Source organism: Streptomyces sp. PTL18 (genome assembly GCF_059510295.1).
In genome coordinates this window covers 168,123-193,520 of record NZ_JCAJZO010000013.1, presented here as the reverse complement: position 1 = coordinate 193,520, position 25,398 = coordinate 168,123, and the positions used below count along the sequence as shown (strand labels likewise).

Annotated in this window: 23 protein-coding genes and 1 pseudogene; 10 read left to right on the top strand and 14 right to left on the bottom strand. The window is 70.2% G+C overall.

What is annotated here, in order from left to right:
- Window positions 1-66: 66 nt before the first annotated feature.
- Both AC5WS8_RS24285 and AC5WS8_RS24280 read right to left on the bottom strand, forming a co-directional pair.
- Window positions 67-621 (bottom strand): methylated-DNA--[protein]-cysteine S-methyltransferase, encoded by a 555-nt coding sequence (locus AC5WS8_RS24285; protein ID WP_496105560.1) that lies wholly within the window; start codon window positions 619-621, stop codon window positions 67-69.
- A 135-nt stretch (window positions 622-756) separates the two neighbouring features.
- Window positions 757-1,629 carry a glycerophosphodiester phosphodiesterase gene (locus tag AC5WS8_RS24280; protein WP_496105559.1) on the bottom strand — a complete coding sequence of 291 codons (873 nt, stop codon included), beginning with the start codon at window positions 1,627-1,629 and terminating at the stop codon, window positions 757-759.
- Between the two features lie 278 nt (window positions 1,630-1,907).
- On the opposite strand from AC5WS8_RS24280, the gene AC5WS8_RS24275 reads away from it, so the two are divergent.
- The 5 genes from AC5WS8_RS24275 to AC5WS8_RS24255 all read left to right on the top strand — a co-directional run bounded on the left by AC5WS8_RS24275 (window position 1,908) and on the right by AC5WS8_RS24255 (window position 8,985).
- Window positions 1,908-2,780 carry an MHYT domain-containing protein gene (locus tag AC5WS8_RS24275; protein WP_496105558.1) on the top strand — a complete coding sequence of 291 codons (873 nt, stop codon included), beginning with the start codon at window positions 1,908-1,910 and terminating at the stop codon, window positions 2,778-2,780.
- A gap of 41 nt (window positions 2,781-2,821) precedes the next feature.
- Entirely contained in the window at window positions 2,822-4,966 is a 2,145-nt protein-coding gene (gene uvrB, locus AC5WS8_RS24270; protein ID WP_496105557.1) for an excinuclease ABC subunit UvrB, read from the top strand.
- 158 nt (window positions 4,967-5,124) lie between these two features.
- Window positions 5,125-5,703 (top strand): TerD family protein, encoded by a 579-nt coding sequence (locus tag AC5WS8_RS24265; protein WP_496105556.1) that lies wholly within the window; start codon window positions 5,125-5,127, stop codon window positions 5,701-5,703.
- Between the two features lie 45 nt (window positions 5,704-5,748).
- Window positions 5,749-7,695: a TerD family protein gene (locus tag AC5WS8_RS24260; RefSeq protein ID WP_496105555.1), complete on the top strand. Its 1,947-nt coding sequence runs from the start codon at window positions 5,749-5,751 to the stop codon at window positions 7,693-7,695.
- Between the two features lie 285 nt (window positions 7,696-7,980).
- A complete protein-coding gene (locus AC5WS8_RS24255; protein WP_496105554.1) occupies window positions 7,981-8,985 on the top strand; it encodes a TerC family protein in 1,005 nt (334 codons plus the stop codon).
- A 251-nt stretch (window positions 8,986-9,236) separates the two neighbouring features.
- On the opposite strand, the gene AC5WS8_RS24250 is transcribed toward AC5WS8_RS24255, so the two are convergent.
- Window positions 9,237-10,571, bottom strand: a complete 1,335-nt coding sequence (locus tag AC5WS8_RS24250; RefSeq protein ID WP_496105553.1) for an alpha/beta hydrolase — start codon at window positions 10,569-10,571, stop codon at window positions 9,237-9,239.
- A 69-nt stretch (window positions 10,572-10,640) separates the two neighbouring features.
- Between AC5WS8_RS24250 and AC5WS8_RS24245 the strand changes: the two genes are divergently transcribed.
- On the top strand, window positions 10,641-11,258 hold the full coding sequence (locus tag AC5WS8_RS24245; protein WP_496105552.1) for a TetR/AcrR family transcriptional regulator: 618 nt from the start codon (window positions 10,641-10,643) through the stop codon (window positions 11,256-11,258).
- Between the two features lie 54 nt (window positions 11,259-11,312).
- Window positions 11,313-11,579, top strand: coding sequence for a hypothetical protein (locus AC5WS8_RS24240; protein WP_496105551.1), 267 nt, complete (start codon window positions 11,313-11,315; stop codon window positions 11,577-11,579).
- A 5-nt stretch (window positions 11,580-11,584) separates the two neighbouring features.
- Here the strand turns inward: AC5WS8_RS24240 and AC5WS8_RS24235 are convergent, their stop codons facing one another.
- The 5 genes from AC5WS8_RS24235 to AC5WS8_RS24215 all read right to left on the bottom strand — a co-directional run bounded on the left by AC5WS8_RS24235 (window position 11,585) and on the right by AC5WS8_RS24215 (window position 14,632).
- Entirely contained in the window at window positions 11,585-12,010 is a 426-nt protein-coding gene (locus AC5WS8_RS24235) for a hypothetical protein (protein ID WP_496105550.1), read from the bottom strand.
- Window positions 12,011-12,053: 43 nt separating this feature from the next.
- Window positions 12,054-12,335 carry a hypothetical protein gene (locus AC5WS8_RS24230; protein WP_496105549.1) on the bottom strand — a complete coding sequence of 94 codons (282 nt, stop codon included), beginning with the start codon at window positions 12,333-12,335 and terminating at the stop codon, window positions 12,054-12,056.
- Complete coding sequence (locus AC5WS8_RS24225) at window positions 12,332-12,541, bottom strand: hypothetical protein (protein WP_496105548.1); 210 nt, start codon at window positions 12,539-12,541, stop codon at window positions 12,332-12,334. The genes AC5WS8_RS24230 and AC5WS8_RS24225 overlap by 4 nt, the downstream gene beginning before the upstream one ends.
- Before the next feature lie 485 nt (window positions 12,542-13,026).
- Window positions 13,027-13,185, bottom strand: coding sequence for a hypothetical protein (locus AC5WS8_RS24220; protein ID WP_496105547.1), 159 nt, complete (start codon window positions 13,183-13,185; stop codon window positions 13,027-13,029).
- Between the two features lie 175 nt (window positions 13,186-13,360).
- Window positions 13,361-14,632 carry an MFS transporter gene (locus AC5WS8_RS24215; protein ID WP_496105546.1) on the bottom strand — a complete coding sequence of 424 codons (1,272 nt, stop codon included), beginning with the start codon at window positions 14,630-14,632 and terminating at the stop codon, window positions 13,361-13,363.
- A 286-nt stretch (window positions 14,633-14,918) separates the two neighbouring features.
- Between AC5WS8_RS24215 and aroQ the strand changes: the two genes are divergently transcribed.
- A complete protein-coding gene (gene aroQ / locus AC5WS8_RS24210) occupies window positions 14,919-15,392 on the top strand; it encodes a type II 3-dehydroquinate dehydratase (RefSeq protein ID WP_496105545.1) in 474 nt (157 codons plus the stop codon).
- A gap of 21 nt (window positions 15,393-15,413) precedes the next feature.
- On the opposite strand, the pseudogene AC5WS8_RS24205 reads toward aroQ, so the two are convergent.
- From AC5WS8_RS24205 to AC5WS8_RS24195, 3 genes and pseudogenes are all read right to left on the bottom strand, one after another.
- Window positions 15,414-15,985, bottom strand: a pseudogene (locus tag AC5WS8_RS24205) (ATP-binding cassette domain-containing protein); the annotation flags it as partial.
- A gap of 378 nt (window positions 15,986-16,363) precedes the next feature.
- Entirely contained in the window at window positions 16,364-17,020 is a 657-nt protein-coding gene (locus AC5WS8_RS24200; RefSeq protein WP_496105544.1) for an MBL fold metallo-hydrolase, read from the bottom strand.
- A 44-nt stretch (window positions 17,021-17,064) separates the two neighbouring features.
- On the bottom strand, window positions 17,065-17,751 hold the full coding sequence (locus AC5WS8_RS24195) for a maleylpyruvate isomerase family mycothiol-dependent enzyme (RefSeq protein WP_496105543.1): 687 nt from the start codon (window positions 17,749-17,751) through the stop codon (window positions 17,065-17,067).
- 220 nt (window positions 17,752-17,971) lie between these two features.
- Here AC5WS8_RS24195 and uvrA point away from each other — a divergent pair, with 220 nt between their 5' ends.
- A complete protein-coding gene (uvrA, locus tag AC5WS8_RS24190) occupies window positions 17,972-21,007 on the top strand; it encodes an excinuclease ABC subunit UvrA (RefSeq protein ID WP_496105542.1) in 3,036 nt (1,011 codons plus the stop codon).
- Window positions 21,008-21,097: 90 nt separating this feature from the next.
- Here uvrA and AC5WS8_RS24185 read toward each other — a convergent pair whose 3' ends face one another.
- A complete protein-coding gene (locus AC5WS8_RS24185) occupies window positions 21,098-22,009 on the bottom strand; it encodes a carbohydrate kinase family protein (RefSeq protein WP_496105541.1) in 912 nt (303 codons plus the stop codon).
- Window positions 22,006-23,181: a LacI family DNA-binding transcriptional regulator gene (locus tag AC5WS8_RS24180; protein WP_496105540.1), complete on the bottom strand. Its 1,176-nt coding sequence runs from the start codon at window positions 23,179-23,181 to the stop codon at window positions 22,006-22,008. The genes AC5WS8_RS24185 and AC5WS8_RS24180 overlap by 4 nt, the downstream gene beginning before the upstream one ends.
- A gap of 331 nt (window positions 23,182-23,512) precedes the next feature.
- Between AC5WS8_RS24180 and AC5WS8_RS24175 the strand changes: the two genes are divergently transcribed.
- A complete protein-coding gene (locus AC5WS8_RS24175) occupies window positions 23,513-23,944 on the top strand; it encodes a Rieske (2Fe-2S) protein (RefSeq protein WP_496105539.1) in 432 nt (143 codons plus the stop codon).
- A gap of 53 nt (window positions 23,945-23,997) precedes the next feature.
- On the opposite strand, the gene AC5WS8_RS24170 is transcribed toward AC5WS8_RS24175, so the two are convergent.
- Window positions 23,998-24,960: a hypothetical protein gene (locus AC5WS8_RS24170; RefSeq protein ID WP_496105538.1), complete on the bottom strand. Its 963-nt coding sequence runs from the start codon at window positions 24,958-24,960 to the stop codon at window positions 23,998-24,000.
- Between the last annotated feature and the right edge of the window lie 438 nt (window positions 24,961-25,398).

The following is a 25,398-nucleotide window of genomic DNA, read 5'->3' as shown; positions in this document are numbered from 1 at the left end:
GCGCACCCGGTCAAACCCCTGTGAGGTGCGGGAGCCGACGACGGCCGGGGCGCGGACCTCCAGGGGTCAGAACAGCGGTTCCGGCAGGACCCCCTCGAGCGCCAGCAGCTTCCGCTTGGTCTCCAGGCCCCCTCCGAACCCGCCGATGCCGCCGCCGCTCTCGACCACGCGATGGCACGGCACCACCACCGGCAGCGGGTTCGATCCCATCGCCACACCCACGGCCTGGGCGGCGCCCGGCTGCCCCACCCGGCCGGCCAGGTCGCCGTACCCCACGACCGTGCCGTACGGCACGCCGGACGCCAGCTCGCGCAGCACCTGGCGGTTGAAGCCGGTGATCAGCGACCAGTCCAGGGGCAGCGCGAAGTCCCGCAGCTCGCCTGCGAAGTACGCCGTCACCTGGCGTATCGCCTCCGCCAGCAGCGGTGAGCGGGGGTCCTCCACGGGCTGGGTCCCCATTCGGGACGCGAGCCGCTCCAGGGCCTTGTCCCGCACCGCGTCCGTGGCGTGGAACACCACGTTCACCAGGCCCTCGCGTGTGGCGGCCAGCAGCAGAGGACCGATGCCGGTCGGGACGACCGTCCACACCGACTGCTGCTCGAAGTGCCCATGACTGTCCATGGGCCCCACCGTACGGCGCGGCACTGACATCGATATGGCTGGGCAGGTCCTGGTGGCTGTGACTCGGGCACTGACCAACGGCTCCTGGCGGGGCCGGGCGGCGCGGTGCGCGGGGCGGGCGCACCGCGCCGCCGTTCAGTAGGCGCTGAGCGCGGTCCGTACCACGTCGGGCACGTTCGTGATGATGCCGTCCACGCCGAAGCCGGCCACCCGCCGGGCCGCCTCCGCCGTGTCGACGTTCCAGGCGAAGACCTTCATCGGCCGGTCGTGCGGTCCCTTGAGCGCGTGGACCGCGGAGACGTAGCGGGCGGAGAGCTTCGTCTGCGCGGAGTTGATCTGATCGGCGAACCGCGCGTACAGCGGCAGCTCCGTCACCGGCGGCGTGCCCAGGTAGGCGGTGGTGATCCCTGGGCGCAGGTCGTGGACCACCCGCACACTGTCCGCGCTGAAACTCTGGACGATCAGCCGGTTCCCGAGGTGGTCCGCGTCGAGCCACCCCTCGTTGCCGAGCAGCTTGAGGATCTGCCGCTCCAGACCCGGGTACAGCTCGGGATTCTTGATCTCCAGGAGCAGGTCCTGGTGGTTGTGCGAGACGCGCTCCATGTACTGCCGCAGTGTCGGTACGCGCACGCCCGCGTACCGGGGGGCGAACCAGCTTCCCGCGTCCAGGCGTGCGATCTCCGCGGAGGTGAAGTCCTTCACCCGCCAGGGTGACCGGCCCGGGAACGTCCGCCTGACGTCGGTCGTGCGCTCCAGTGTGGCGTCGTGGACGACGACGAGTCGGCCGTCCCTGGTGCGCTGGACGTCGTTCTCGACCCAGCTGAAGCCCATGACGGCCGCCTTGTCGACGGCGGCCAGCGTGTTCTCCGGCGCGTACGCCGAAGCGCCGCGGTGGGCGATGACGACCGGCGTGCGGTCGCCGGTGGCGCCGGCCCGTGGGGTGGGCAGTATGGCGACGCCGAGTCCGAAGAGGGCCGTGATCGTGGCGGCGGCGATGCGCGCGTACATGCTCACTCCTGGTGCCGGTTCGGTTGCGGACGGCATCAGGATGGCAGTGCCGAAGCGGAAGGCTCGGCCGCGGCAGGGACACGAATGCGCCGGGATCGCCCGACACTGGTCACAGGCGACGCACAAGTGCGGGAGCGTCGTGATTCTTTGCCGGAAAATCGTTCGACCGCCCCGGTGAGGGTCATACTCTCTGCCTCAGCCCTGACCGTCGTCACGGGCTGGGGATGGGGCGCTTTTCCGGAGTTCAGGAACCATCGGGGTGGGAGGGGCGGCCGCGCATGCAGGGTACCGTCGACGGCTTCAGCTACGGACTCGTCACACCGGTGGTGGCGTACCTCATGGCCTGCCTCGGCGGCGCGCTCGGTCTGCGCTGCACCACCAGATCGATGATGGTCGCGCAGTCCTGGCGGGCCGGCTGGCTCGCCCTGGGATCGGCCGCCATCGGGTCCGGCATATGGACCATGCACTTCGTCGCCATGATGGGGTTCACCGTCAAGGAGACCCCCATCCACTACGACAAGGCGATCACGTTCGCCAGCCTCGGCGTCGCCATCGTCATGGTGGGGATGGGCGTCTTCATCGTGGGCTACCGGGGCGCGACCGGAGTGGCGCTCTTCACCGGCGGCACCGTCACCGGCCTGGGCATCGCCTCGATGCACTACCTGGGTATGGCCGGGATGCGCCTGCACGGGGTGCTCCAGTACAACACCCTCATCGTCGCCGCCTCCGTCGTCATAGCCGTCGTCGCCGCGACCGCCGCACTGTGGGCCGCCGGCCAGATCCGCGGATTCCGCTGGAGCGTCGGCGCGAGCCTCGTCATGGGACTCGCCGTCAGCGGCACGCACTACACCGGCATGGCCGCCGTCAGCGTCCACCTGCACGGCGCGGCCGGCAGCCCGGGCGGCGACGCGCCCGCGACCCTGCTCGCCCCCATGCTGATCGGCCCGCTCGCCTTCCTGGGCCTGGCCGGCGTCATCGTGCTCTTCGACCCGTTGATGGTCATGGGCAGACCCGGCCGGATCCCCGTCGAGCGCAAGCCCGGCGTACCGGCCCACCCGGAGTTCGCCCCCACGGGCACGGGACGCCGTCCGCTGTCCCGCCCCGGCTCGCGCGCCGGACACCGGGGCTCCCGAACTCCGCAGGACTGGTGACCGGCCCCCGGTTGTCAGTGCGGGGTCGTACGGTGGATTGCATGCGGCCCGTTTCACAGATCGAACGCACGGTGGCGCCCTTCGAGGTCGTCAGCCCCTACCAGCCGAGCGGTGACCAGCCCACGGCCATCGCCGAGCTGGAAAAGCGCATCCGCGCAGGTGAGAAGGACGTCGTCCTGCTGGGCGCGACCGGCACCGGCAAGTCCGCCACCACCGCGTGGATGATCGAGCGGCTTCAGCGCCCCACCCTGGTGATGGCGCCGAACAAGACGCTGGCCGCCCAGTTGGCCAACGAGTTCCGCGAGCTGTTGCCGAACAACTCGGTCGAGTACTTCGTCTCCTACTACGACTACTACCAGCCCGAGGCGTACGTCCCGCAGTCGGACACGTACATCGAGAAGGACTCCTCGATCAACGAGGAGGTGGAGCGCCTGCGCCACTCCGCCACCAACTCGCTGCTCACCCGCCGTGACGTGGTCGTGGTCGCCTCCGTCTCCTGCATTTACGGCCTCGGTACTCCCCAGGAGTACGTGGACCGGATGGTCAGTCTCACAGTCGGCGACGAGATCGACCGCGACGAACTGCTGCGCCGCTTCGTCGACATCCAGTACACCCGCAACGACATGGCGTTCGCGCGCGGCACCTTCCGGGTGCGGGGCGACACCATCGAGATCTTCCCGGTCTACGAGGAACTGGCCGTCCGGATCGAGATGTTCGGCGACGAGATCGAGGCTCTCTCCACCCTCCACCCGCTGACCGGCGAGGTCATCAGCGACGACCAGCAGCTGTACGTCTTTCCGGCCTCCCACTACATCGCCGGTCCCGAGCGCATGGAGCGGGCCGTCAGAGGCATCGAGAAGGAGCTGGGGGAGCGCCTGGCCGAGCTGGAGAAGCAGGGCAAGCTCCTGGAGGCCCAGCGGCTGCGGATGCGCACGACGTACGACATCGAGATGCTCCGCCAGATCGGCACGTGCTCCGGCGTCGAGAACTACTCGATGCACTTCGACGACCGCGAGCCCGGCTCGCCGCCGAACACGCTGCTGGACTACTTCCCGGAGGACTTCCTGCTCGTCATCGACGAGTCGCACGTCACCGTGCCGCAGATCGGCGCCATGTACGAGGGCGACGCCTCCCGCAAGCGCACCCTCGTCGAGCACGGCTTCCGGCTGCCCTCCGCACTGGACAACCGTCCGCTGAAGTGGGAGGAGTTCCAGGAGCGCATCGGGCAGACCGTGTACCTGTCGGCGACTCCGGGAACGTACGAACTCTCCCGCTCGGACGGCGTCGTCGAGCAGATCATCCGCCCCACCGGCCTCGTCGACCCCGAGGTGGTGGTCAAGCCCACCGAGGGGCAGATCGACGACCTGGTGCACGAGATCCGCAAGCGCACCGAGAAGGACGAGCGCGTCCTGGTCACCACGCTCACCAAGAAGATGGCCGAGGACCTCACCGACTACTTCCTGGAACTCGGCATCCAGGTGCGCTACCTGCACAGCGACGTCGACACCCTGCGCCGTGTCGAGCTGCTGCGGGAGCTGCGGTCGGGCGAGTTCGACGTGCTGGTCGGCATCAACCTCCTCAGGGAAGGCCTCGACCTGCCGGAAGTCTCGCTCGTCGCGATCCTCGACGCCGACAAGGAGGGCTTCCTGCGCTCCGGTACCTCGCTCATCCAGACCATCGGCCGCGCCGCGCGCAACGTCTCCGGCCAGGTCCACATGTACGCCGACAAGATCACACCGGCGATGGAGAGGGCCATCGAGGAGACCAACCGCCGCCGGGAGAAGCAGATCGCGTACAACACCGCGAACGGCATCGACCCGCAGCCGCTCCGCAAGAAGATCAACGACATCGTGGCGCAGATCGCCCGCGAGGGCGTCGACACCGAGCAACTACTGGGCACGGGCTATCGCAAGGCGAAGGACGGCAAGGCCGCCAAGAGCCCGGTGCCCGCCCTCGCCGACCACGCCGTCAAGGGGGCCAAGCCGGCCAAGGGCAAGGCGAAGGCCAAGGAGACGGTCCCGACCGACCGGCCCGCCGCCGAACTCGCCGAGCAGATCGAGGAGCTGACCGAACGGATGCGAGCCGCCGCTGCGGACCTGCAGTTCGAGATCGCGGCCCGGCTGCGCGACGAAGTCTCCGAGATGAAGAAGGAACTGCGTCAGATGAGGGAGGCGGGCCTGGCCTGACGTCCCCGCCACCGTGCCGGGTCCCGGCATGCGCGCGGTGTGTTGCAAGACCGACACAAAGCGCGAGCCGGGGTTCGGCACTGTCAGTGCCGCTGCGTAGGGTTTTGACATCCGCCAAGTCCGCGGCCAACAGGGGACGCTCGAGAGGGGAACAGCGCGTGACCGTCAACTTGACCAAGGGTCAGGCCATCAGTCTGCAGAAGAACGACGGAGGCACGCTGACCGCGGTGCGCATGGGGCTCGGCTGGCAGGCCGCACCCCGGCGTGGGCTGTTCGGCTCGCGCACCCGGGAGATCGACCTCGACGCGTCCGCGGTCCTGTTCGCGGACAAGCAGCCGGTGGACGTGGTCTTCTTCCGCCACCTCGTGAGCGACGACGGCTCCGTCCGGCACACCGGTGACAACCTCGTAGGCGGTGCGGGCCAGGGCGGCGACGACGAGGCGATCCTCGTCGACCTGCAGCGCGTCCCGGTCCATATCGACCAGATCGTCTTCACCGTCAACTCGTTCACGGGCCAGACGTTCCAGGAGGTGCAGAACGCCTTCTGCCGCCTCGTCGACGAGAACAACGGCCAGGAACTGGCGCGCTACACGCTCGCGGGCGGCGGCGCCTACACCGCGCAGATCATGGCGAAGGTGCACCGTGCGGGCAACGGCTGGACGATGACGGCTCTCGGTACCCCGGCCAACGGCCGGACCTTCCAGGATCTGATGCCGGCGATCCTCCCGCACCTGTAGGCGGTCGGGCGCCGGGCACACGAAGCGACGCAGGGGGGCGAGGCGATGACGGCCGAGCTGGTCCGGGGACAGAACCATCCGCTTCCCCAGGCCCGACTTGAGGTCCGGGTGTCGGCCGGCACACCGATCGTGGCCGGCGCCACGCTCAGCGACGAGCAGGGCAGGGTGCCCGGCAGCGGGTGGGTGGCCCATCCGGGCGAGCCCGTCCTGCGGGGGCTGGAGGTCTCCAGGCAGGCGGCGGCCGACCACCGCCTCGCCTTCGATCTGGACGCCCTGCCGGAGAGCGTGCATCGGGTCACGGTGCTGCTGGCCCTGCCGACCGGCGTCGGCGGCCCGGTGCGGTTCGGCGCCGCGGCCGCCCCCTTCGTAGCGGTCACCGGTCTCGACGGCTCCCAGATCGCCACCTACAGCATCACCGGCCTGGACTCCGAGTCCGCCGTCATCGCACTGGAGCTCTACCGCAGGCAGGGCGGCTGGAAGGTGCGCGCGGTCGGCCAGGGGTACGCCGGCGGGCTTGCCGCGCTGTTCACGGACCAGGGGCTGCCCGAAGCCCGGCAGCTCGCCGACAGTATCAACGAGGCGGTGGTCCAGGGCCTGGCCCGCTCGGTGGCCGCGCCTCCGCCGCGACTGTCCGACGGCGACCGCACACGACAGGCGACCGCCCCCACGTCTCCCCAGGGGACGCCCGGCACCGTATCGCCGGCGCAGCACCAGGGGCCTCCCGGCGTACCGCAGCAGGGATCCCCGTACGACCTCTCCGACGCCCCGATTCCGGTCGCACAACCCGTCCTCGGCGGGCCGGCCGACCACCACCCCGGTCAGCAGACCGCGCCGCCGCCCCTGCCCTCAGCGCCGGCCGGTCGGGCCGCGCAGCCGGTCGCAGGCGACGCCACCGGCTGGTCCATGGAGGAGCGCCTGTACAACCAGGTGTGGGGCATGTTCGAGGACCTGGCGCGCACGGTGGCCGCGTACCGCAGCGCCGTCGACTTCGCCGACTCGCGCCTGGAGCAGGAGCTGGACAAGGCCCTGGCCGATCCGCGCGCCCGCCTCGGCGGGCAGGGCGACGCCGCACGGGAAGCGGCCCAGTCCAAGCACGCCCACCTCGTCAACCAGGCGAGGGCCGCGCTCGACCGTGACCTCACCCAGCTCATCGCCGAGTCCGACGTCGTCGAACCCGCGCTGCCTCCGGCGTTCGCGCGCTGGGACAGCCCGGCCTGGCAGGGCTACCGGGTACCGATGGACATCCCCATGGCCGTGCGCCTCGGCGATCTGCACCTGCCCGAGAGCGAGAGCCTCCACATCCCCATGCTGGTCAGGCTGCCCCTGGAACGGGGCCTGTGGATCGACAGCGGCCGTGCCGGCTCCCTCGGCGCGCTCGCGGACCCGGAGGAGCTGCGCCGCCTCGCCCTACAGGTGGCGGTCACGCACGCGTCCCGACTGCTTGCCGTGTACCCGCCCGGTGCGTTCGCGGTCCACGTCATCGATCCGGCCGGCTCGGGCGCTGCCGCGCTGGCGCCCCTCGTTCACTCCGGGGCGCTCGTGCCCGCCGTAGGTGCCTCGGGGGTGGCCGACGTGCTGACCCGGCTCACCCAGCGCGTCGACCTGGTGCAGATGGCGGTGCGGGGCGGCGCGCCCGACTCCTTGCCGCCCGGCGTCGACACGGCTCAGCAGCTGCTGGTCGTCAACGACTTCCCGCACGGCTTCGACGACCGGGCCGTGAACCAACTGCGCTACCTCGCGGACGAAGGGCCGGGCGTCGGTGTCCATCTGATGATGGTCGCCGACCGGGAGGACGCCGCCGCCTACGGGCCGCTGCTCGACCCGCTCTGGCGGTCGCTGCTGCGGCTCACCCCCGCGTCCGACGACCACCTCGCGGACCCCTGGGTGGGCCACGCCTGGACCTACGAGCCTCCCCGGCTTCCGAAGGGCAGCCAGGTGCTCGACCGAGTGCTCACCCAGGTCGCCGAGGCCCGCCGCTCCTGGAACCGCTGAGGCGTTCCTTTTTGCGCGACGACGCTTGCAGGCTCCGACCTGCAATTTTGACCTTTCCTTTGTCGATTGCTTTACCTTCCCTTGGGGTTCGGGTACTGTCGGTGACACGGAGGGGAGTACTCCCTGACTACTACTGCGACGCACCCGTCAGTACGGATCAGGTCGGATCCCGGGGCGTCGGCCCGCGACGCAGCCCGCATCACGCGCGTCCGGTCGTGGGCGGAAGAGACCTCCGGTGGCGACGACGCCGACATGTGCCGTGACGTACGTACTGCCGGAGGCGCAGTGGATGTTTCTATGACCCTTTGGGGCCTGACAGTCGTGGGCCTTGCCGCCCTGATCGCGGTCGACTTCTTCATCGGTCGCAAGCCGCACGACGTATCGATCAGGGAAGCCGGAATCTGGACGGTCGTCTGGATCGCCCTCGCCTGCCTGTTCGGGCTGGGGCTGCTGGTGTTCGGCGGCGGTCAGCCCGCCGGGGAGTTCTTCGCCGGGTTCATCACCGAGAAGTCGCTGAGCGTCGACAACCTCTTCGTCTTCGTCCTGATCATGGCGAAGTTCGCGGTGCCGTCGCGGTACCAGCAGCGCGTCCTCCTCGTCGGTGTGCTCATAGCCCTGGTCCTGCGGGCGGCCTTCATCGCCGCCGGCGCCGCGATCATCGCGTCGTTCTCCTTTGTCTTCTACCTCTTCGGCGCGTTCCTGATCTGGACCGCCTGGAAGCTGATACAGGAGGCGAGGGCCGATCAGGAGGGCGAGGAGTACGAGGAGAACAAGCTGCTGAAGGCCGCCGAACGCCGCTTCGGCGTGGCCGACCGCTACCACGGCACCAAGTTGTGGATACGGCAGAACGGCAAGCGGGTCATGACGCCCATGCTGGTCGTGATGCTCGCGATCGGCACCACCGACGTATTGTTCGCCCTCGACTCCATCCCGGCGATCTTCGGCCTCACGCAGGACCCGTACATCGTCTTCACGGCCAACGCGTTCGCGCTGATGGGTCTGAGACAGCTGTACTTCCTCATCGGTGGCCTGCTCAAGAAGCTGGTCCATCTGTCCTACGGCCTGTCGATCATCCTGGGCTTCATCGGCGTCAAGCTGGTGCTGCACGCGCTCCACGAGTCCGGGGTCCATGTCCCCGAGATCTCCATCCCCGTCTCGCTCGGCGTCATCTGTGCCGTCCTGATCATCACCACGATCACCAGCCTGATGACCTCCCGGAAGCAGGAGGCGGCGGCTGGCACGACGCCCCAGGCCGCACAGAGCGCTGCAAAGGACGGCGTCGAGACCTGACCCGTTCCGGCCGTTCCGGCCGTTCCGGCCGGTACGGCTGAAAGGGCGCCTCGCACTGGCCGGGTACCCCTTTCAGGGGGTCCGCCTGGTGCCGTCAGCGGCGGACCCGGAGCCGGCGGTCAACCCGTAGCCGGTGCGCACGGGCGACTGTCCTTTTCCGGACCAAGAGGTTGTCCTTGGCTGTACCTGGAGCAGGGCACGGACAGCTTCGAGGGTTCGCCGGCCGCTGCCGGTGACGGGCCTCGACGTCTTCATTCGTGATCGCGCAGGAAGGTAGGGATCTCGTCGCGGGTCGGGTAGTTCGGCAGGGGAGCTGGCTTGTCCTGAAGGAACGCGGTGATGACGGCGGCGGCTCGGTCGTTGTTGTCGTCCAGGCCGTTCCACATGTGGTGTCCGACTCCGGGCATGTACTGCGTGCGCTGGATGGCGGGATCATTGGCAAGAACGGTGGTCTCCCATTGACGGATCTGGGAGGAACACTCGGCGATCATCAGCATCGCGGGGGTCCGGGACTGCCTCAGTTGTGAGGCGATGGAGGGTGAGTCCTTGACCGTCTGCTGGATGCGGAGGCTGGCGGCGGGGCTGAAGGAGAAGTTTTGTGCGGTGTCCTCGGCGGGGATGCGGTGCGCGTCGCGCGCACAGTATGCGGATGCGGTGTCGCTGCCGAGGTCTGCGGCGGTGAAGGCGTTGTCGCCTTCGGCCTGTCCGATCAGTCCGGTGTCGGGGCTGAGGAGTCCGAGTCGCATGAGGCCGAATGCCACGGCGTACCGGGGGACGTGTGTCGAACGCGGTCCGGTCGGAGCCGGCGCGAGGCCGCGTGCGGATTTTCGGCCCTTGTGCCCGGTGATGTGTGCGGTGGGGCCGTCCATGGGGCCGGGCTCGGCGATGATCGCCCGGAGCAGGCGTGCGGCGACGCTCGGGTCGGCCAGGGCTCGGGTGAGTACGGCCCCGCCTGAGGAGAATCCGAGGATGTCGACCCTGCCTTTGTTCAGGCGGTCGATGAAAGCGGCAAGGTCGCTGACCGACCTGGAGATCGTGTACTGGCCCATGGGGAGCAGGTCGCTGCGTCCGCCGCCGGCCTGTTCGTAGGCGTAGACGTCGTAGCCCTGGCGGGCCAGGAGTTGAAGGAATCGGTGGTCGAGTGCCGAGATGCCACGGACCGGTCCGCCGTTGAGGTACACGAGCGGGATGGGATGCCGGGGGCTGGGGTGCGCGGGCGGGTAGTGGTACACCGCGACCCGGCTGCCCGTGGTCAGGCTCCAGTGCTGCGTGGTCACGAAGGGTAGCGCGGGCGGGTACCGCCGGGCCGTCGGCACGGTCGGGATGCAGACCGATGTCGCCAACGCCGCCGCGACAGCCACCGGCAGGAACGGCACGAGCCGCGCCGGCCAAGTGCGGCGCCGGCCCCGCCACGTCGCGAGGGCAGCCCCGACTCCAAGAGTCGGCAACCATGCGGCGAGCCCCGAGCCTGCCCCGTCTGTGAGGGCGATCAGCGCGAGAAAGACGACGGCCAGCGTCATGACGGCGGCCAGGGCCAGCAGTAAGCGTCCGGTGAAGCGGACAAGACATATGGCGGACGGGGGCATAGCGGACCTCCAACAGTTTCAGAACGTCGTTTCAAAACGACGTTATCAAAGAGAGGTAGGCTGCCGGCCGTGGGTAGGCCGAGAACAAACGACGAGGCCGTCAAAGAGCGGCTTGTGGAGTGCGCGACCGAGATGCTTGCCACCCGTCCGCGGGAGTCGCTCACGGTCCGTGCCGTGGCCGCTGCTGCCGAGGCGTCGACGACGGCGGTGTATTCCTTGTTCGGCGGCAAGGACGGGCTGATCGGTGCGGTGCGCGACAGAGCCGTCGCCGGCCTGTTCCAGGACCTGTCGGCGGCGAAGACCTCCGCGGACCCTCTCGCCGACCTCTACGCGCTGGCCGTGGCCTACCGCCGTTGGGGGCGTGGACACAGCCACCTGTACACGGTGCTGTTCGGTGGTGTGCAGTCCTTCGACCCGTCGGGGGAGGTCGGTGCCAGTGACCCGATCCGTCCGCTCCTCGCGGCGATCGATCGCGCGTTGGCGGCGTCCGTCCTCGTCGGCGAGGCAACGTCGATCGCCTTGTCGATCTGGGCCACCCTGCACGGGCTGGTGACTCTCGAACTGGCCGGGGCCCTCGACGCGGCCCCGGCCGAGGTCGCGTTCCGATCGGCGATTCACGCCACGTTGCGCGGGTGGGCGACCCCGGCGGTGTTCCGCAGCCTTCGCAAGGCCGAACTCGCTCATTGACAGGATCAGGGCCGGTTATCCGGGCCCTCCCGGTCCCTGCCGGGGCGAGGGCGCATGGTCGGTGGAGACCGGCATGCCAAGGTCCACCAGCTGCGGCCGGCCATCGGTTGGAGATCGCTTGAGGGTGTTGCGCTTGGCCATCGCAGCGTCGAAGCTGACCTGGAGTCCTTCAACCTCGCCGAGCCAGCCGTTGGCGCGGGCCTCAGGGATGTGTTCTCGGAGGTTCTGGATGATCTCGATGAGGCGTGGCCTTTGGCGGGGATCCATCTGGAGGACGGGGCAGCGGATGCAGGCTTCTCTGAACTTGCGCTGGTGAGGTGACCGAGTCAGGAGCGCTCGTGCTCGCGGTGGAGTTCGTGGTAGCCGCGAAAGTCGAAGAAGCGCAGGCCGTCGATCACTGTTCCAGACAGGATTTCCGGCAGGGTCCATGGGCGGGTGGTGTAGTCGTCCGTTGCCACGCCTCCATGCTCAAGCAGCAGAGCGATCATCCGGTGAACCTCTACGGTGCCGTCGATCCGCCCGGAGATGTCGATCTGCACCGCCCAAGTGGGGTGATGTCCGATGGCCGCTTCGAGGATCGCAACATCCTCAGGATCCCAGTCGGAGAAGAGGTAGCCGGTCTGCTCATCGTCGGTGTCGATATAGAGGTTGCCGTCCAGGGTCCACGGATGGCGCTGCATGGGCAGATACCGATCGAGCAAGGCGACGGTCTCAGCTCGCTCACCTGTGGGAAACACGAAGACAGTTCGCATGGGTTGGAGCGTAGGCAGTTCAACTTTGCGGCGGCCATGGATTTCAGCGACGGTGCCGGTTCGTCGACTTCGTGGTGGTGGTGCGGCCGGCGACGTCTGCGAAGGTCGGCATGCCGAGATCGACTGTGGAGGGTCGGCGGGCTGCTTCGGCATCGAGCTGGTCCAGCTTTCCCTGCGCGCCGGCGAGGCTGACCTGGAGGCGCGAAAGACGCTTGTCGCGGGCCATGCGCAGGGCGGCGGTGTGCCGCAGGTCATGCATGGACCAGTTCGTCCCCAGCAGGGCGTTGGCGCGGCGGAACACCGCTCGCAGGGCCTCGTAGTTCATCGGCTGATAGGCCGGACCAGCCCCGTGATCACGGCGCCGGAGTGTTCACCACAGCGGGGCCTGCGGGTCCAGCGGCGGCCTTCGCTCTGGTAGAGCCGGTTCCAGATGAACGCCTCCGCGCTCGCGGGCAGCCGCTGCTCGGCCTGGGCCCCCTTGCGCACCACACGTACGAGTTGATCGCCCCAGTCCACGTCGACCTCCTTCATGCCCAGGAGTTCCCAGGCGCGGGGGCCGTTGCTGATGGCGAGCGTGACGATCGCCCGGTCGCGGTTGGAGCGCAGCGCGGCGAAAAACTCGTTCCACCGTTCGTCCGACGTCTGCCGGGCCGGCGACGTGGAAGCTTCGGGTTGTATCGGAGTCGGCCCTCGCCCCGGTATGGATCGAGCGGGTTGTGGTGCGCGTGGGGACGGCGGCGCTCGGAGCGCGCCAGCGGCACCGGGTTGATCAGCGGGCCTTCGCCTGTCTCGATCCAGAAGGTGTGGAAGCTCCGGATCACCGCGCTGCTGTGCCGGAGCGTGCGGGGCTTGTAGCGGTCGTCCGGGTAGGGCTTCTTGGTGACAGGGGTGATGGTGCCCGCTGGTGTGGTGGACACCGTCCGCGCAGCGTTGGGGGGTTTGACCGTCGCCCCCGGCGCGAAGTCCCGACCTTCGGCAGGAGTGGCCTGGTTCCACGGGACATCGACCACCCGGAGTCACCGCCACCACCGCAGTAGGTCGAATGCGTAGCTGCGGACGCTGCCGGGCCGGTTGTACCGGGCCACGAAATCGATCAGGTACCGGCGTCCCGGCTCGACAGCCCGCACCTCCTCATCGAAGACCAGCCACGGCACCACACCCGGGTTCGCGGCCACAGGCCCCCACCGTGGCAGGCGAATCGATCGGACATCACGCGAGAACGTGTCCAACTTTGCTGCGCTCTTGCTCGTTCGGATGCGCAACATCCACCGACCAGACCGACCGGGGGATGCGCCGTGGCCAGGCGAGTTGCTCGGTAGTCCGGTCAACACCTCTCTGGCCCCCACCGGCTCATCCGGGAGCCGGTTCCGACACCGGCACCCGCAGCGGGCGGGTCTCCGGCAGCAAGGAGAAACACCCGAGGCTGAGCAGGGCCACGGCCGTCAGGTAGGCGCCGACACCCCAGGGCACCCGGCCTCCGCGCTCGGCCAGCGTGGTGGCGACGATCGGAGTGAGGGCGCCGCCGAGCACGCCGCCCAGGTTGTAGCCGACCGCCGCGCCCGTGCAGCGCACCCGGGGCTCGAACAGCTCCGGCAGATATGCGGCGATCACGGCGAACATCGCGATGAGCGCCAGTGCCGCCCCCAGGAAACCCAGGAACATCAGCAGGGGCTCGCCCGTGGCGAGCAACGCGACCATGGGGAACATCCACAGCGCGGTGCCGGCAGAGCCCGCCAGACACAGGGCACGCCGCCCGCAGCGGTCACCCACGAGGGCGAACAGCGGGGTCAGGACTCCCTGCACCACCACGGTGGCCATGACGCAGGCCAGCATGACCGTGCGGCTCACACCGAGCCGCTCCGTCGCGTACGCCAGGGACCAGGTCGTCATGGTGTAGAAGACCGCGTACCCGATCGCGAGTGCACCGGCCGTCAGCAGGACGATGCGCCAGTGGCGGCGCGCGACCTCCACGAGCGGCACGCGGGCGTGGCCGTCGATGTCCAGGAAGAGGGGGCTCTCGGCGAGCGCGCTGCGCAGCCACAGACCTGCCGTCGCCAGCACCCCAGCGCCCCAGAAGGGAATCCGCCACCCCCAGGAGGCGAACTGCACGTCCGACAATGTCGCCGACAGTCCCAGCATCACGCCGTTGGCCAGCAGGAAGCCCAGCGACGGGCCGATCTGCGGGAAGCTGGACCACAGCACACGCCGCCCGGCCGGCGCGTGCTCCACGGCCAGCAGCACCGCACCGCCCCATTCCCCGCCGAGCCCGAGACCCTGCAGGAAGCGCAGCCCCAGCAGGAGCACGGGAGCGGCCGTACCGATCACGTCGTACGTCGGAAGACAACCGACCGCCACCGTGGCCGTGCCCGTCAGCACCAGGGAGGAGATGAGGACCGGCCGTCTCCCGCGCCGGTCGCCGACGTGCCCGAACAGCACCGAGCCGAGCGGCCGGGCCACGAAGCCGGCCCCGAAGGTCCCGAACGCTGCCAGCGTGCCCGACACCGGCGAGAACGTCGGGAAGAACAGGGGGCCGAGGACCAGGGCGGCCGCCGTCCCGTACACGAAGAAGTCGTAGAACTCGGCGGCGGTTCCGACCAACGAGGCGGCCGCGAGCCGGAGCATGGAAGGAGTCCTCACGGTGTGTACATCATGCATACGGGATCAACTACCCACCGTAACCATGAGCTACGGGGGCGCGCGGGGGCTCGGCGCCGCGACCGATGGGGCGGGCGTGCGCCCGAGCGAAGGGCACCGTCGGCAGGTGACGGTGATGCGCCGGGGATACATCTGCGCGTACGGGTGCCGGCCCACCCCGCACCGGGCAGGTCACGCGCTCGGAGCGTCGTGATAGACCGGGGGCTGATCAGCGGTCCGTCAAGGACCGGAGACCTGACGGACCGGAGGAACCGTGCCCCGCACCCTCGCCGACGCCCCGATCATGATTCTCAACGGCCCCAACCTGAACCTCCTCGGACAGCGCCAGCCGGAGATCTACGGCTCGGACACGCTCGCCGACGTCGAGGCGCTGTGTGTGAAGGCGGCGGCCGCCTACGGCGGCACGGTGGACTTCCGGCAGTCCAACCACGAGGGCGAGCTGGTGGAGTGGATCCATGAGGCACGCCTGAGCCACGCCGGGATCGTGATCAACCCGGCCGCCTACTCGCACACCTCCGTGGCGATCCTCGACGCCCTCAACACCTGTGACGGGCTGCCCGTGGTGGAGGTCCACATCTCCAACATCCACCAGCGTGAACAGTTCCGGCACCACTCCTACGTGTCCCTGCGGGCCGACGGGGTCATCGCCGGGTGCGGGGTGCAGGGATACGCGTTCGCGGTGGAGCGGGTCGCGACGCTCGCCGGGGCGGGGAGGACTCAGGCGTGACCCCGGGGTGTGCGCCCCGGGTCAGAGCCGCTCCGCCTTCACGATCCGGTGCGGGAGGCGCCGGGTGCGCTCCTGCTGCGGATCGCCGAACGCCTGCTCGATCGTCCGCGCTCCAGGACCATGCCGCCGTCCAGGAAGCAGACCTGGTCGGCCACCTCGCCGGCGAAGCCCGTCTCATGGATGGTGAGCACCGGGGTCATGCCGTCGCCCTTCAAGTCCCGGACGACGCTGAGGCCCTCGCCCACGAGTTCCGGTCGAGGGCCGCTGTGATCTCGTCCAGGAGCAGCAACCGGGACGTACCGCCCAGCGCCCGCACGATCGCGACGCGCTGCTGCCGGCCGCCGCTGGGCCGGTCCCCGGTACTCGGTCGCCTGGGCGGCGAGTCCCCCCTTCCAGCAGCTCGCGGGCATGTTCCTCGGCCGGCGCCCGGCCCACACCGTGCACCCGGCGCGGGGCGAGCGTGATGTTCCCCGACAGGGCCATGTGCGGAAGGAGGTGGTACGCCTGGAAGGCGACGCCGGTCCGGCGCCGTAGGGCGTCCTGGTCGACGCGCGGGTCGTGATCTCCTCGCCGTCCAGCCGGACGGCGCCGTCGATCTCCATCAGTCACGCGGCACAGCAGCGTCTACGCGAGCCTGACGCGCGGTCAGGGCCGTCACCGTGTGCTGCGCGATCCACCGCCGCGAGGCCTTCGTGGCGCTGACCATCCCGATGACCTGTCCGCACAGTGGGAACGGTGTTTCATCTCTGTGAAGATCCGCGCGGAGTGCGGGCGGGGCCGCCGGTCGAGGGCGGGGATCGGGAGACCGGCGGCCCGTCACCGCGCAGGAGCCGTCATCCTGTGCGGGGTTGCTTCCAGTGGACTGCACCAGCACGCACGCGGGGAGCGCGCGCACGGGACCGGCGCGTGCGAACGATTCACACGGGGCGCGTGCGCCCGGCTCTCGCGCCCCGGCGCACACCGTCGGCCGTTCACCATCCGCGCGCGTGCCACTCCGGCAGGTGCGGACGCTCGTCGCCCAGCGTGGTGTCGTTGCCGTGCCCCGGGTACACCCAGGTCTCGTCCGGCAGCAGGTCGAAGATCTTCGTCTCGACATCATGGATCAGGCTGGCGAAGGCTTTCGGGTCCTTGTGGGTGTTGCCTACACCGCCCGGAAAGAGGCAGTCCCCGGTGAACACATGCGGGTGACCGTGCGGGTCGTCGTAGACGAGGGCGATCGAGCCAGGCGTGTGACCCACCAGGTGGCGCGCGGTGAGTTCCACGCGCCCCACTCGGATGGTGTCGCCGTCGCCGACCAGGACGTCCGTCGGTACGGGAATGCCCTCGGCGTCGTCCCGGCCCGCGTACGTGCGCGCGCCCGTGGCCGCCACGACCTCGGCGAGCGCCTGCCAGTGGTCGGCGTGCCGGTGAGTGGTGACGACGGACGCGATGCCGTCGTCACCGATCATGCCGAGCAGCGTCCTCGCGTCGTTGGCCGCGTCGATCAGCAGCTGCTCGTCGGTGGCACGGCAGCGCAGCAGATAGGCGTTGTTGTCCATCGGGCCGACCGCGATCTTGGTGATCATCAGGTCCTTCAGCTCGTGCACGTCCGCCGGGCCGCCGACCGTCACCTCTCCGCTGTACGTCATGTCCGCAGCCTATAGCGGTGCGGGGCTCGGTGGTCGTCCGAGACCTACAGCGGCGGAAGCGACGGCAGCGATCCCTGCTCGACGGTGAGGGCGGAGCCGTCGCGGCGGCCGGAGAGCCAGCCGAGCAGGTCGGGAGCGGAGCCCCGGACGGTGACCTCGGGCTCGGCCGCCTCCTTGCCCGTGGTCCACGCGCGCGTGCCGTCGGTGACGCGCGTGGGCGGCACATCGGGGTGCCCGGTGAACCGCTCCGCGAGGAAGCCGATCTCCCGCTCGACGAACTCCGCCGGCAGGTCCTCGAGCTCGTAACCGATCCCGAGGTCGACATGGTGCAGTTCGACCTCGACCCAGCGCCTGAACGGGACCCGGGCCGCCGAGTCGGTGACCCCGTTGCGCAGTTCCACCGTGCGCGACCAGTCCGCGGGCGCGGCCCCCTCCTCCTGGAAGCGCGCCTCGCCGGCCCGCAGGTCGGCGAGCTGGGCGTCCAGCGGCCGTGGGGCGTCCCGTTCGATGGCGGCGTCCCGGGCCTCGGCCGAGGCGTACATGGGGCGCCCCTGCAGCACGTTCACGAGGGCGTCCGCGTTGCGGGCGAGGTGGGCGAGGACATGGCCGCGGCTCCAGCCGGGCAGCCGTGACGGTTCGGTCACAGCGGCGTTGTCCAGTTCGGCGGCTGCGCGGAGCAGCCGATCGGTCGCGTCCCGTACAGACGCCAGGTCGCGTGCATGATCCATCATGACGCCGACCCTAGCCCCGCCACTCCTTCGGGTGAAGGAGGTGGCCCCGGCCCGTAAATCGAATGCGCGTGCTATATGGTCGAGTCCGGCGTCGGGCATGCTGGATGGCCGGGGATTGTTGTGAACCCTGGAATTCGACCGGCGTTGTCAGTGGCTCCCCCTAGTCTGGGAATGCGGGGGCCTCGCCCCCTGTCGCTTCTCAAGAAAGGTGCGGACCGGCGTGGCCGACCGTCTCATCGTCCGTGGCGCGCGCGAGCACAACCTGAAGAACGTCTCGCTCGACCTGCCACGCGACGCGCTCATCGTCTTCACGGGTCTGTCGGGGTCGGGCAAGTCCTCGCTGGCCTTCGACACGATCTTCGCCGAGGGGCAGCGCCGTTACGTGGAGTCGCTGTCCTCGTACGCCCGGCAGTTCCTCGGGCAGATGGACAAGCCGGACGTCGACTTCATCGAGGGCCTGTCCCCGGCCGTGTCGATCGACCAGAAGTCGACCTCGCGCAATCCCCGCTCCACGGTCGGCACGATCACCGAGGTCTACGACTACCTGCGTCTGCTCTTCGCGCGCATCGGCAAGCCGCACTGCCCCGAGTGCGGGCGCCCGATCTCGCGCCAGTCCCCGCAGGCCATCGTCGACAAGGTCCTGGACCTGCCGGAGGGAAGCCGCTTCCAGGTGCTCTCGCCACTGGTGCGCGAGCGCAAGGGTGAGTTCGTCGACCTCTTCGCCGATCTCCAGACCAAGGGCTACAGCCGCGCCCGGGTGGACGGCGAGACGATCCAGCTCTCCAACCCGCCCACCCTGAAGAAGCAGGAGAAGCACACCATCGAGGTGGTCGTGGACCGCCTCACGGTGAAGGACTCCGCCAAGCGCCGCCTCACGGACTCCGTGGAGACCGCGCTCGGTCTGTCCGGAGGCATGGTCGTGCTCGACTTCGTCGACCTCCCCGAGGACGACCCCGAGCGCGAGCGCATGTACTCGGAGCACCTGTACTGTCCGTACGACGACCTGTCCTTCGAGGAGCTCGAGCCCCGCTCCTTCTCCTTCAACTCGCCCTTCGGCGCCTGCCCCGAGTGCACCGGCATCGGCACGCGGATGGAGGTCGATCCCGAGCTGATCGTCCCCGACGAGGAGAAGACCCTCGACGAGGGCGCCATCCACCCCTGGTCGCACGGGCACACCAAGGACTACTTCGGCCGCCTCATCGGCGCCCTCGCGGACGCGCTGGGATTCCGGACGGACATCCCCTTCGCGGGCCTGCCGCAGCGCGCCAGGAAGGCCCTGCTCCACGGCCACAAGACGCAGATCGAGGTCCGCTACCGCAACCGGTACGGGCGCGAGCGCGTGTACACGACGCCCTTCGAGGGCGCGGTGCCGTTCGTACGGCGCCGGCACAGCGAGGCGGAGAGCGACGCGAGCCGCGAGCGCTTCGAGGGCTACATGCGTGAGGTGCCCTGCCCGAGCTGTGAGGGCACCCGCCTGAAGCCCGTCGTCCTCGCGGTCACGATCATGGGCAGGTCGATCGCCGAGGTCTCCGCGATGTCCATCAGCGACTGCGCGGACTTCCTGCGACAGCTCAAGCTCGACGCCCGGGACAGGAAGATCGCCGAGCGGGTCCTGAAGGAGGTCAACGAGCGCCTGCGGTTCCTGGTCGACGTGGGCCTGGACTACCTCTCGCTGAACCGTGCGGCCGGCACCCTCTCCGGAGGCGAGGCCCAGCGGATCCGTCTGGCCACCCAGATCGGTTCCGGTCTCGTCGGCGTGCTGTACGTGCTCGACGAGCCGTCGATCGGCCTGCACCAGCGCGACAACCACCGGCTGATCGAGACCCTGGTCCGGCTGCGCGACATGGGCAACACGCTCATCGTCGTGGAGCACGACGAGGACACCATCAAGACCGCCGACTGGGTCGTCGACATCGGCCCCGGCGCGGGCGAGCACGGCGGCAAGGTGGTGCACAGCGGCTCGCTGAAGGAACTGCTCGCCAACGAAGAGTCGCAGACCGGCCAGTACCTGTCGGGCAAGAAGGCGATCCCGGTTCCGGACATCCGGCGTCCGCGCGACCCCTCGCGGCGGCTGACGGTGCACGGCGCCCGGGAGAACAACCTCCAGGACATCGACGTGTCCTTCCCGCTGGGCGTGTTCACAGCGGTCACGGGCGTGTCGGGCTCCGGCAAGTCGACGCTGGTCAACGACATCCTCTACACGCATCTTGCCCGTGAGCTGAACGGCGCGCGGAACGTCCCCGGGCGGCACACGCGTGTGGACGGTGACGACCTCGTCGACAAGGTCGTCCACGTCGACCAGTCACCCATCGGCCGCACCCCGCGCTCGAACCCGGCGACGTACACCGGTGTCTTCGACCACGTCCGCAAGCTGTTCGCCGAGACCACCGAGGCGAAGGTCCGCGGCTACCAGCCCGGCCGCTTCTCCTTCAACGTCAAGGGCGGCCGCTGCGAGAACTGCGCGGGCGACGGCACGATCAAGATCGAGATGAACTTCCTGCCGGACGTCTACGTCCCGTGCGAGGTCTGCCACGGTGCCCGCTACAACCGGGAGACCCTGGAGGTCCACTACAAGGGCAAGTCCATCGCCGACGTCCTGAACATGCCGATCGAGGAAGCCATGCACTTCTTCGAGGCGGTCCCGGCGATCTCCCGTCACCTCAGGACACTGAACGACGTCGGCCTCGGCTACGTCCGGCTCGGCCAGTCCGCGACCACTCTTTCCGGTGGTGAGGCCCAGCGCGTGAAGCTGGCCAGCGAGCTGCAGAAGCGGTCCACCGGACGCACCGTCTACGTCCTGGACGAGCCGACCACCGGCCTGCACTTCGAGGACATCAGCAAGCTGCTCAGGGTGCTCGGCGGCCTGGTCGACAAGGGCAACACGGTCATCGTCATCGAGCACAACCTCGACGTGATCAAGACCGCCGACTGGGTCGTCGACATGGGTCCCGAGGGCGGCGCGGGTGGCGGCCTGGTGGTCGCCGAGGGCACACCGGAGGAGGTCGCCGGCGTTCCGGCCAGCCACACCGGCAAGTTCCTGCGCGAGATCCTCGGCGCCGAGCGCATCAGCGACGCCGCCTCGGTGAAGGCACCGCGCAGGACGGCGGCGAAGAACGCCGTCGCGGCGGGCTCCGCCGCGAAGAGGACGGCGACGGCCAGGGCGGTGACGACCGCCGACAACACGGCGGCGAAGAAGGCCGCCGCCACGAAGAAGGCGGCACCCGCGAAGAAGACCACGCGGGCACGCAAGGCCTGAGGGCCACGAACGTGCGGTGCCCCGCCGGGAACTCCAGGCGGGGCACCGCATGTTGCGCAGCCGGCCGCCGCGGGATTCTCGCAATAACCCCTAGGCGTCCTCGAGTTCGGACGCGTAGGGCGGTTCCGCGCCGGCCCGGGAACAGGTGATCGCCGCGGCGCGGGCCGCGAAGCCCAGCAGTTCCTTCCAGCCGTCGGCACCCAGGCTGGCCAGGGCGGTGGGGGACAGGGCGTCGCGGGCGGCCAGGCCGTGCAGCAGGGCCGCGTTGACGGTGTCGCCCGCGCCGATCGTGTCCACGACGTCGACCCGCACGCCCGGTACGGAATGTTCCGCCCCGTCCCCGGCGTACGCAGTGATCCCGTCTCCGCCATGGGTGATCACCACGGCGGCGGGGCCCGAGGCGAGCCACTCCCGCGGGCTGCCGCCCAGCCACGCCGCGTCCTCCGCGGAGAGCTTGAGGAGCGACACCGACGGCAGCCAGCTCTTGAAACGGGCCCTGTAGGCGTCGGGGTCCGGGATCAGTCCCGCGCGGATGTTCGGGTCGAGCGTGGTGAACACGCCCTGCGCCGCAGCGCTGCGCATCAGTTCCTCGTACGCGCTCGCCCCCGGTTCGAGCACCAGCGAGCAGGTGCCGAACGACACGGCCCGCGTGCCCTCGGGAAGGCGCGTCGGTACCGTGAAGAGCCGGTCAGCGGTGCCCTCGACGTAGAAGGAGTAGCTGGCCGAGCCGTGCTCGTCGATCGTGGCGGCCGCCAGCGTGGTCGGCTCGGTGCCGCGCTGTACGGCCGACACGTCCACGCCTGCTTGCCGCAGCCCGTCCAGCAGGGCCTCGCCGAAGGCGTCGTAGGAGGTTCGGGAGCAGAAGGCGGCGGGGGAGCCGAGCCGGCCGAGCGCGACGGCGGTGTTGTACGGGCCGCCGCCCAGGGCCGGCTGCAACGGTGCGAGCGCGCCCCGGCCCTGCGGGACCAGGTCGATCAGGGCCTCACCGGCGACGACGATCACGAGAGGGTTCCCTTCTGGGACGGGGTGTCGGGACAGCCGCACGACGTGCGGTGGACGAACGCACAGGGCAACCGCAGGGTGCGGGACGGGCGGTTCGGGGCATCGAGCCGGTCCAGGAGGAGCCGTACGGCCCGGGCGCCGATCTCCCGGCTCGGCTGGGCGACCGCGGTCAGCCGGGGAGAGAACAGATCCGCCCAGGGAAAGTCGTCGAAGCAGGCCAGCGCCAGGTCGTCGGGTACGGACAGGCCCCGCGTGCGCAGGGTGCGCAGCGCCCCGATGGTCATCGTGTTGTTGGCGGTGACCAGGGCGGTGGGCGCCGCCGCGAGCGCCATCAGTGTGGCGGTGGCGCGCTCGGCGCCCTCGGCCGCGGAGTCGCCGTGGGCCACCAGCCGCTCGTCGTACGGCAGCCCGGCGGCCGCGAGGGCGTGCCGGTAGCCGCTGATCCGCTCGGAGGTGGTGCTGAGGCCGGGCAGGCCGGCGACGAGACCGATACGCCGGTGGCCGAGCCGGGCGAGGTGGGTGACGAGGCGGGCCATGGGTTCGGCGTTCTCGGCACAGACCTGGTCGAAGCGGAAGACCGTTGCGGAGGGCTCGCCCGGCTCGGTGCCGTCTTCGGCCCCGGTGGCATTCCCGGCCTCGGCAGTGGGTCCCGCGGCCGCGTCTTCGTGCGTGCTGTCCAGGGTGGTGGGGTCACGCCGGTGCGTGAGCGTGGGGTCGGGGAGGCCGTCGACCAGCCGGTCGAGGAACACGGTCGGTACGCCGTGCCGTCCCAGGAGTGCGAGCAGCCCGCGCGGGTCCGCCGAGGGCGCGACGATCAAACCGTCGACCCGGCGCTCGTGCAGCAGCTGCACCACCTTGCGCTCGTGTGCGGGGTCGTCGTGCGGATCGGCGATGAGCAGGCTGTAGCCGTGTTCCAGGGCGGCGGCCTCCACGCCTTGGAGGATCTCCGTGAAGTACGGGTTGCTGATCGCCGACACGGCGAGCCCGATCGACCGGGTGCGCGAGGTCACCAGGGAACGGGCGAGGGTGTTCGGCGTGTAGCCCAGCTCGTCGATGGCGTCCAGAACCGCCTGGCGAGTGTGCGGCAGTACCGGGCGGGTGCCGTTCAGGACGTGCGAGACGGTCGCGACGGACACGCCCGCACTCCGCGCGACGTCGGCCATGGTTGCCATCGGGTCCCCTCCTCGGCCCTCTTCCTCTTCTCGGGCAGTTCGGCCGTGAACGTATCCCATTCGGCGGCTGACGTAAACGCTTGCGCAAACGTTTACGTCAGCCATCCGGGGGGTGGAAGGGCTTTCGGGGGTGGGGAGGCTCGTCCGGGCGTGGGCTCGTCGCCCCGGCCCTGCAGCCGCCTGTCGATCCGGCCCTGCAGCCGCCGCCCCCGGCGCTGCGGGTCCGTGTGCAACGGGCCTGTGACCCGGCCGAAAGCGGAATGGCCGGTGCCGCTATCGTCGGTGTGCCCCCGCCATCCTGGCGGGGTCGGCCCTGACCAGTGGAGATGCCATGCCCGCCCGTCCCTCCGCGACCCGTCGTACCGTCCTGCGCGGGGCGGCGCTCACCCCGGTCGCGGGGCTGGGCCTCGCAGCCTGTTCGGCAGGCGGTGAGGGTGGCACGGCGCCGGACGCGGCCCCGACCGCGCCGGTCGCGCTGGGCGCCGAGAGCGAGGTGCCCAGGGGCGGCGCGAAGTTGTACCGGGACGAGAACGTCGTGGTGAGCCGCGCGGCGGACGGCCTCCTGAAGGCGTACAGCACGATTTGCACGCACGCCGGGTGCCCCATCAACAAGCTTTCCGGCACGACGCTCGTCTGCCCCTGTCACGGGAGCGAGTTCGACGCCCTCACCGGCAAGGTGGTGCAGGCCCCGGCCACCGAGCCGTTGAACGAGCTGCCCGTCGAGGTCAAGAACGGCAGGATCGTGACGGGCCCGGCGGCCTGACCGTCACCCCGGCCCGGCGGCCTGACCGTCACCCGCCCCGGCGGCTTGACCGGTCACCCGGTCCCGGCCGGTCCCCAGTCCCAGCCGATCCCCACGAACCCCGACCGCACCCGCGGTTCCACCAGGTGCACCGAGTGGTGGTGCCCGCTCAGCCGCAGCTCCTGGCGGCCGCTGCGCGGGGCGGCCGCGGACTGCTGTGTGAACCGGTGGCAGCGCACCGGCAGCGCCGTCTCGTCGAAGCGCACCTGGAGCGCGTACTGCCCGCCCGGCACGCGGAACCCGCGCAGGTGTTCGCAGGAAGTGCCCGCGGTGCCGTCCTCGAACGCATAGCGGAAGAGGAAGGTGTCGCCGGAGTGCAGCCGCGTGTCGAAGAGCAGTTCGGCGACCAGCAGGCCCGTGTCGTGGTGCCGGCTCACACGTCCCGTGCGGCAGTTCTCGAGGGCGTGCACCGTGATCCGCTCCGGGTCACACCCCGGGTCGCCGTGGTGGACGGCGAGATAGCGGTCCACGCCGTCCCTGTGGGCGCGCACGATGTGGTGCGACTCGCGCGCCAGCAGCTCCCGGCGTGATCCTATGCGCACGCGGTCGTGGTGGCCGATGGTGAGCAGTCCGTCGTCGAGCGGTGCCTCCAACTCGGCGAGAAGCTTTTCCAGGGCGCCGGAGGCCTCCACCAGGGCGCGGTAGGAACGGCCCGCGGGACGGTCGGGACCGGGCCGCTCGGGAGAGGTGGCGAGCAGCCGGATCAGGGACTCGTCCGGCAGCTGCAGGATCTCCTCCAGTGCACGCACCGCTCGTAGGGACTCGGGCCGCTGAGGACGGCGCGCACCCTGCTGCCAGTAGCTCAGGCTCGTGACCCCGACGCTGACCCCGTGCCGCGACAGATGGTGCTGCACGCGCTGCAGCGGCAGTCCTCGGGCGGCGATCGCGGCGCGCAGCGCGACATGGAAGGGGCCGCCGCGCAGGGCCGCCTCCAACTCCGCCGGGACGACGTCCCCATGCTGTGTGCCGTGCCGCATACCGGGGGGCCTTTCTGTGAATGTGCGCGGCGGCTGGTCAGACCGCGCGCAGGGGTCGTGCGGGGCGCCCGGGACGTGCGAGGCCCGTCACAAGCGAACCTCTCCGTTCGCGCCGGAAGTTTCCCCGCATTGAAGCGTGTTGACCAAGCCCCGACAACACCTGAAGCCGGCCCCACGCCGGGTGGTGTCCGGAACGTGCTCGGTGGACGGGTACCGGCCCCGGGTCGCGGGACCGTGGGTGGCGGCGCGGCAGCGGAGGGTGCCCGGCGTGCGACCGGCTTTCCCGCGCCCCGGGTGCCGCCCGCAGAGGGCCGTGGGCGGCAGCCCCGGCGGGGCGCGGGGCGGGTCGCCGACGCGGGGCGGCCGGCGGCCGAGACGCCCCGGTCGAGCCGCCTGCGCCACCCCGGCCGCTGTCCACAGGGGCGCCGCGCTGTCGGC

Bases quoted from the DNA above. Each gene is read 5' to 3' on its own strand.
- AC5WS8_RS24285 (WP_496105560.1), bottom strand. From the start codon at position 621: ATGGACAGTCATGGGCACTTCGAGCAGCAGTCGGTGTGGACGGTCGTC.
- AC5WS8_RS24280 (WP_496105559.1), bottom strand. From the start codon at position 1,629: ATGTACGCGCGCATCGCCGCCGCCACGATCACGGCCCTCTTCGGACTC.
- AC5WS8_RS24275 (WP_496105558.1), top strand. From the start codon at position 1,908: ATGCAGGGTACCGTCGACGGCTTCAGCTACGGACTCGTCACACCGGTG.
- uvrB (WP_496105557.1), top strand. From the start codon at position 2,822: ATGCGGCCCGTTTCACAGATCGAACGCACGGTGGCGCCCTTCGAGGTC.
- AC5WS8_RS24260 (WP_496105555.1), top strand. From the start codon at position 5,749: ATGACGGCCGAGCTGGTCCGGGGACAGAACCATCCGCTTCCCCAGGCC.
- AC5WS8_RS24250 (WP_496105553.1), bottom strand. From the start codon at position 10,571: ATGCCCCCGTCCGCCATATGTCTTGTCCGCTTCACCGGACGCTTACTG.
- AC5WS8_RS24240 (WP_496105551.1), top strand. From the start codon at position 11,313: ATGGTCGGTGGAGACCGGCATGCCAAGGTCCACCAGCTGCGGCCGGCC.
- AC5WS8_RS24235 (WP_496105550.1), bottom strand. From the start codon at position 12,010: ATGCGAACTGTCTTCGTGTTTCCCACAGGTGAGCGAGCTGAGACCGTC.
- AC5WS8_RS24230 (WP_496105549.1), bottom strand. From the start codon at position 12,335: ATGAACTACGAGGCCCTGCGAGCGGTGTTCCGCCGCGCCAACGCCCTG.
- AC5WS8_RS24225 (WP_496105548.1), bottom strand. From the start codon at position 12,541: ATGAAGGAGGTCGACGTGGACTGGGGCGATCAACTCGTACGTGTGGTG.
- AC5WS8_RS24215 (WP_496105546.1), bottom strand. From the start codon at position 14,632: ATGCTCCGGCTCGCGGCCGCCTCGTTGGTCGGAACCGCCGCCGAGTTC.
- AC5WS8_RS24200 (WP_496105544.1), bottom strand. From the start codon at position 17,020: ATGACGTACAGCGGAGAGGTGACGGTCGGCGGCCCGGCGGACGTGCAC.
- AC5WS8_RS24195 (WP_496105543.1), bottom strand. From the start codon at position 17,751: ATGATGGATCATGCACGCGACCTGGCGTCTGTACGGGACGCGACCGAT.
- AC5WS8_RS24180 (WP_496105540.1), bottom strand. From the start codon at position 23,181: ATGGCAACCATGGCCGACGTCGCGCGGAGTGCGGGCGTGTCCGTCGCG.
- AC5WS8_RS24175 (WP_496105539.1), top strand. From the start codon at position 23,513: ATGCCCGCCCGTCCCTCCGCGACCCGTCGTACCGTCCTGCGCGGGGCG.
- AC5WS8_RS24170 (WP_496105538.1), bottom strand. From the start codon at position 24,960: ATGCGGCACGGCACACAGCATGGGGACGTCGTCCCGGCGGAGTTGGAG.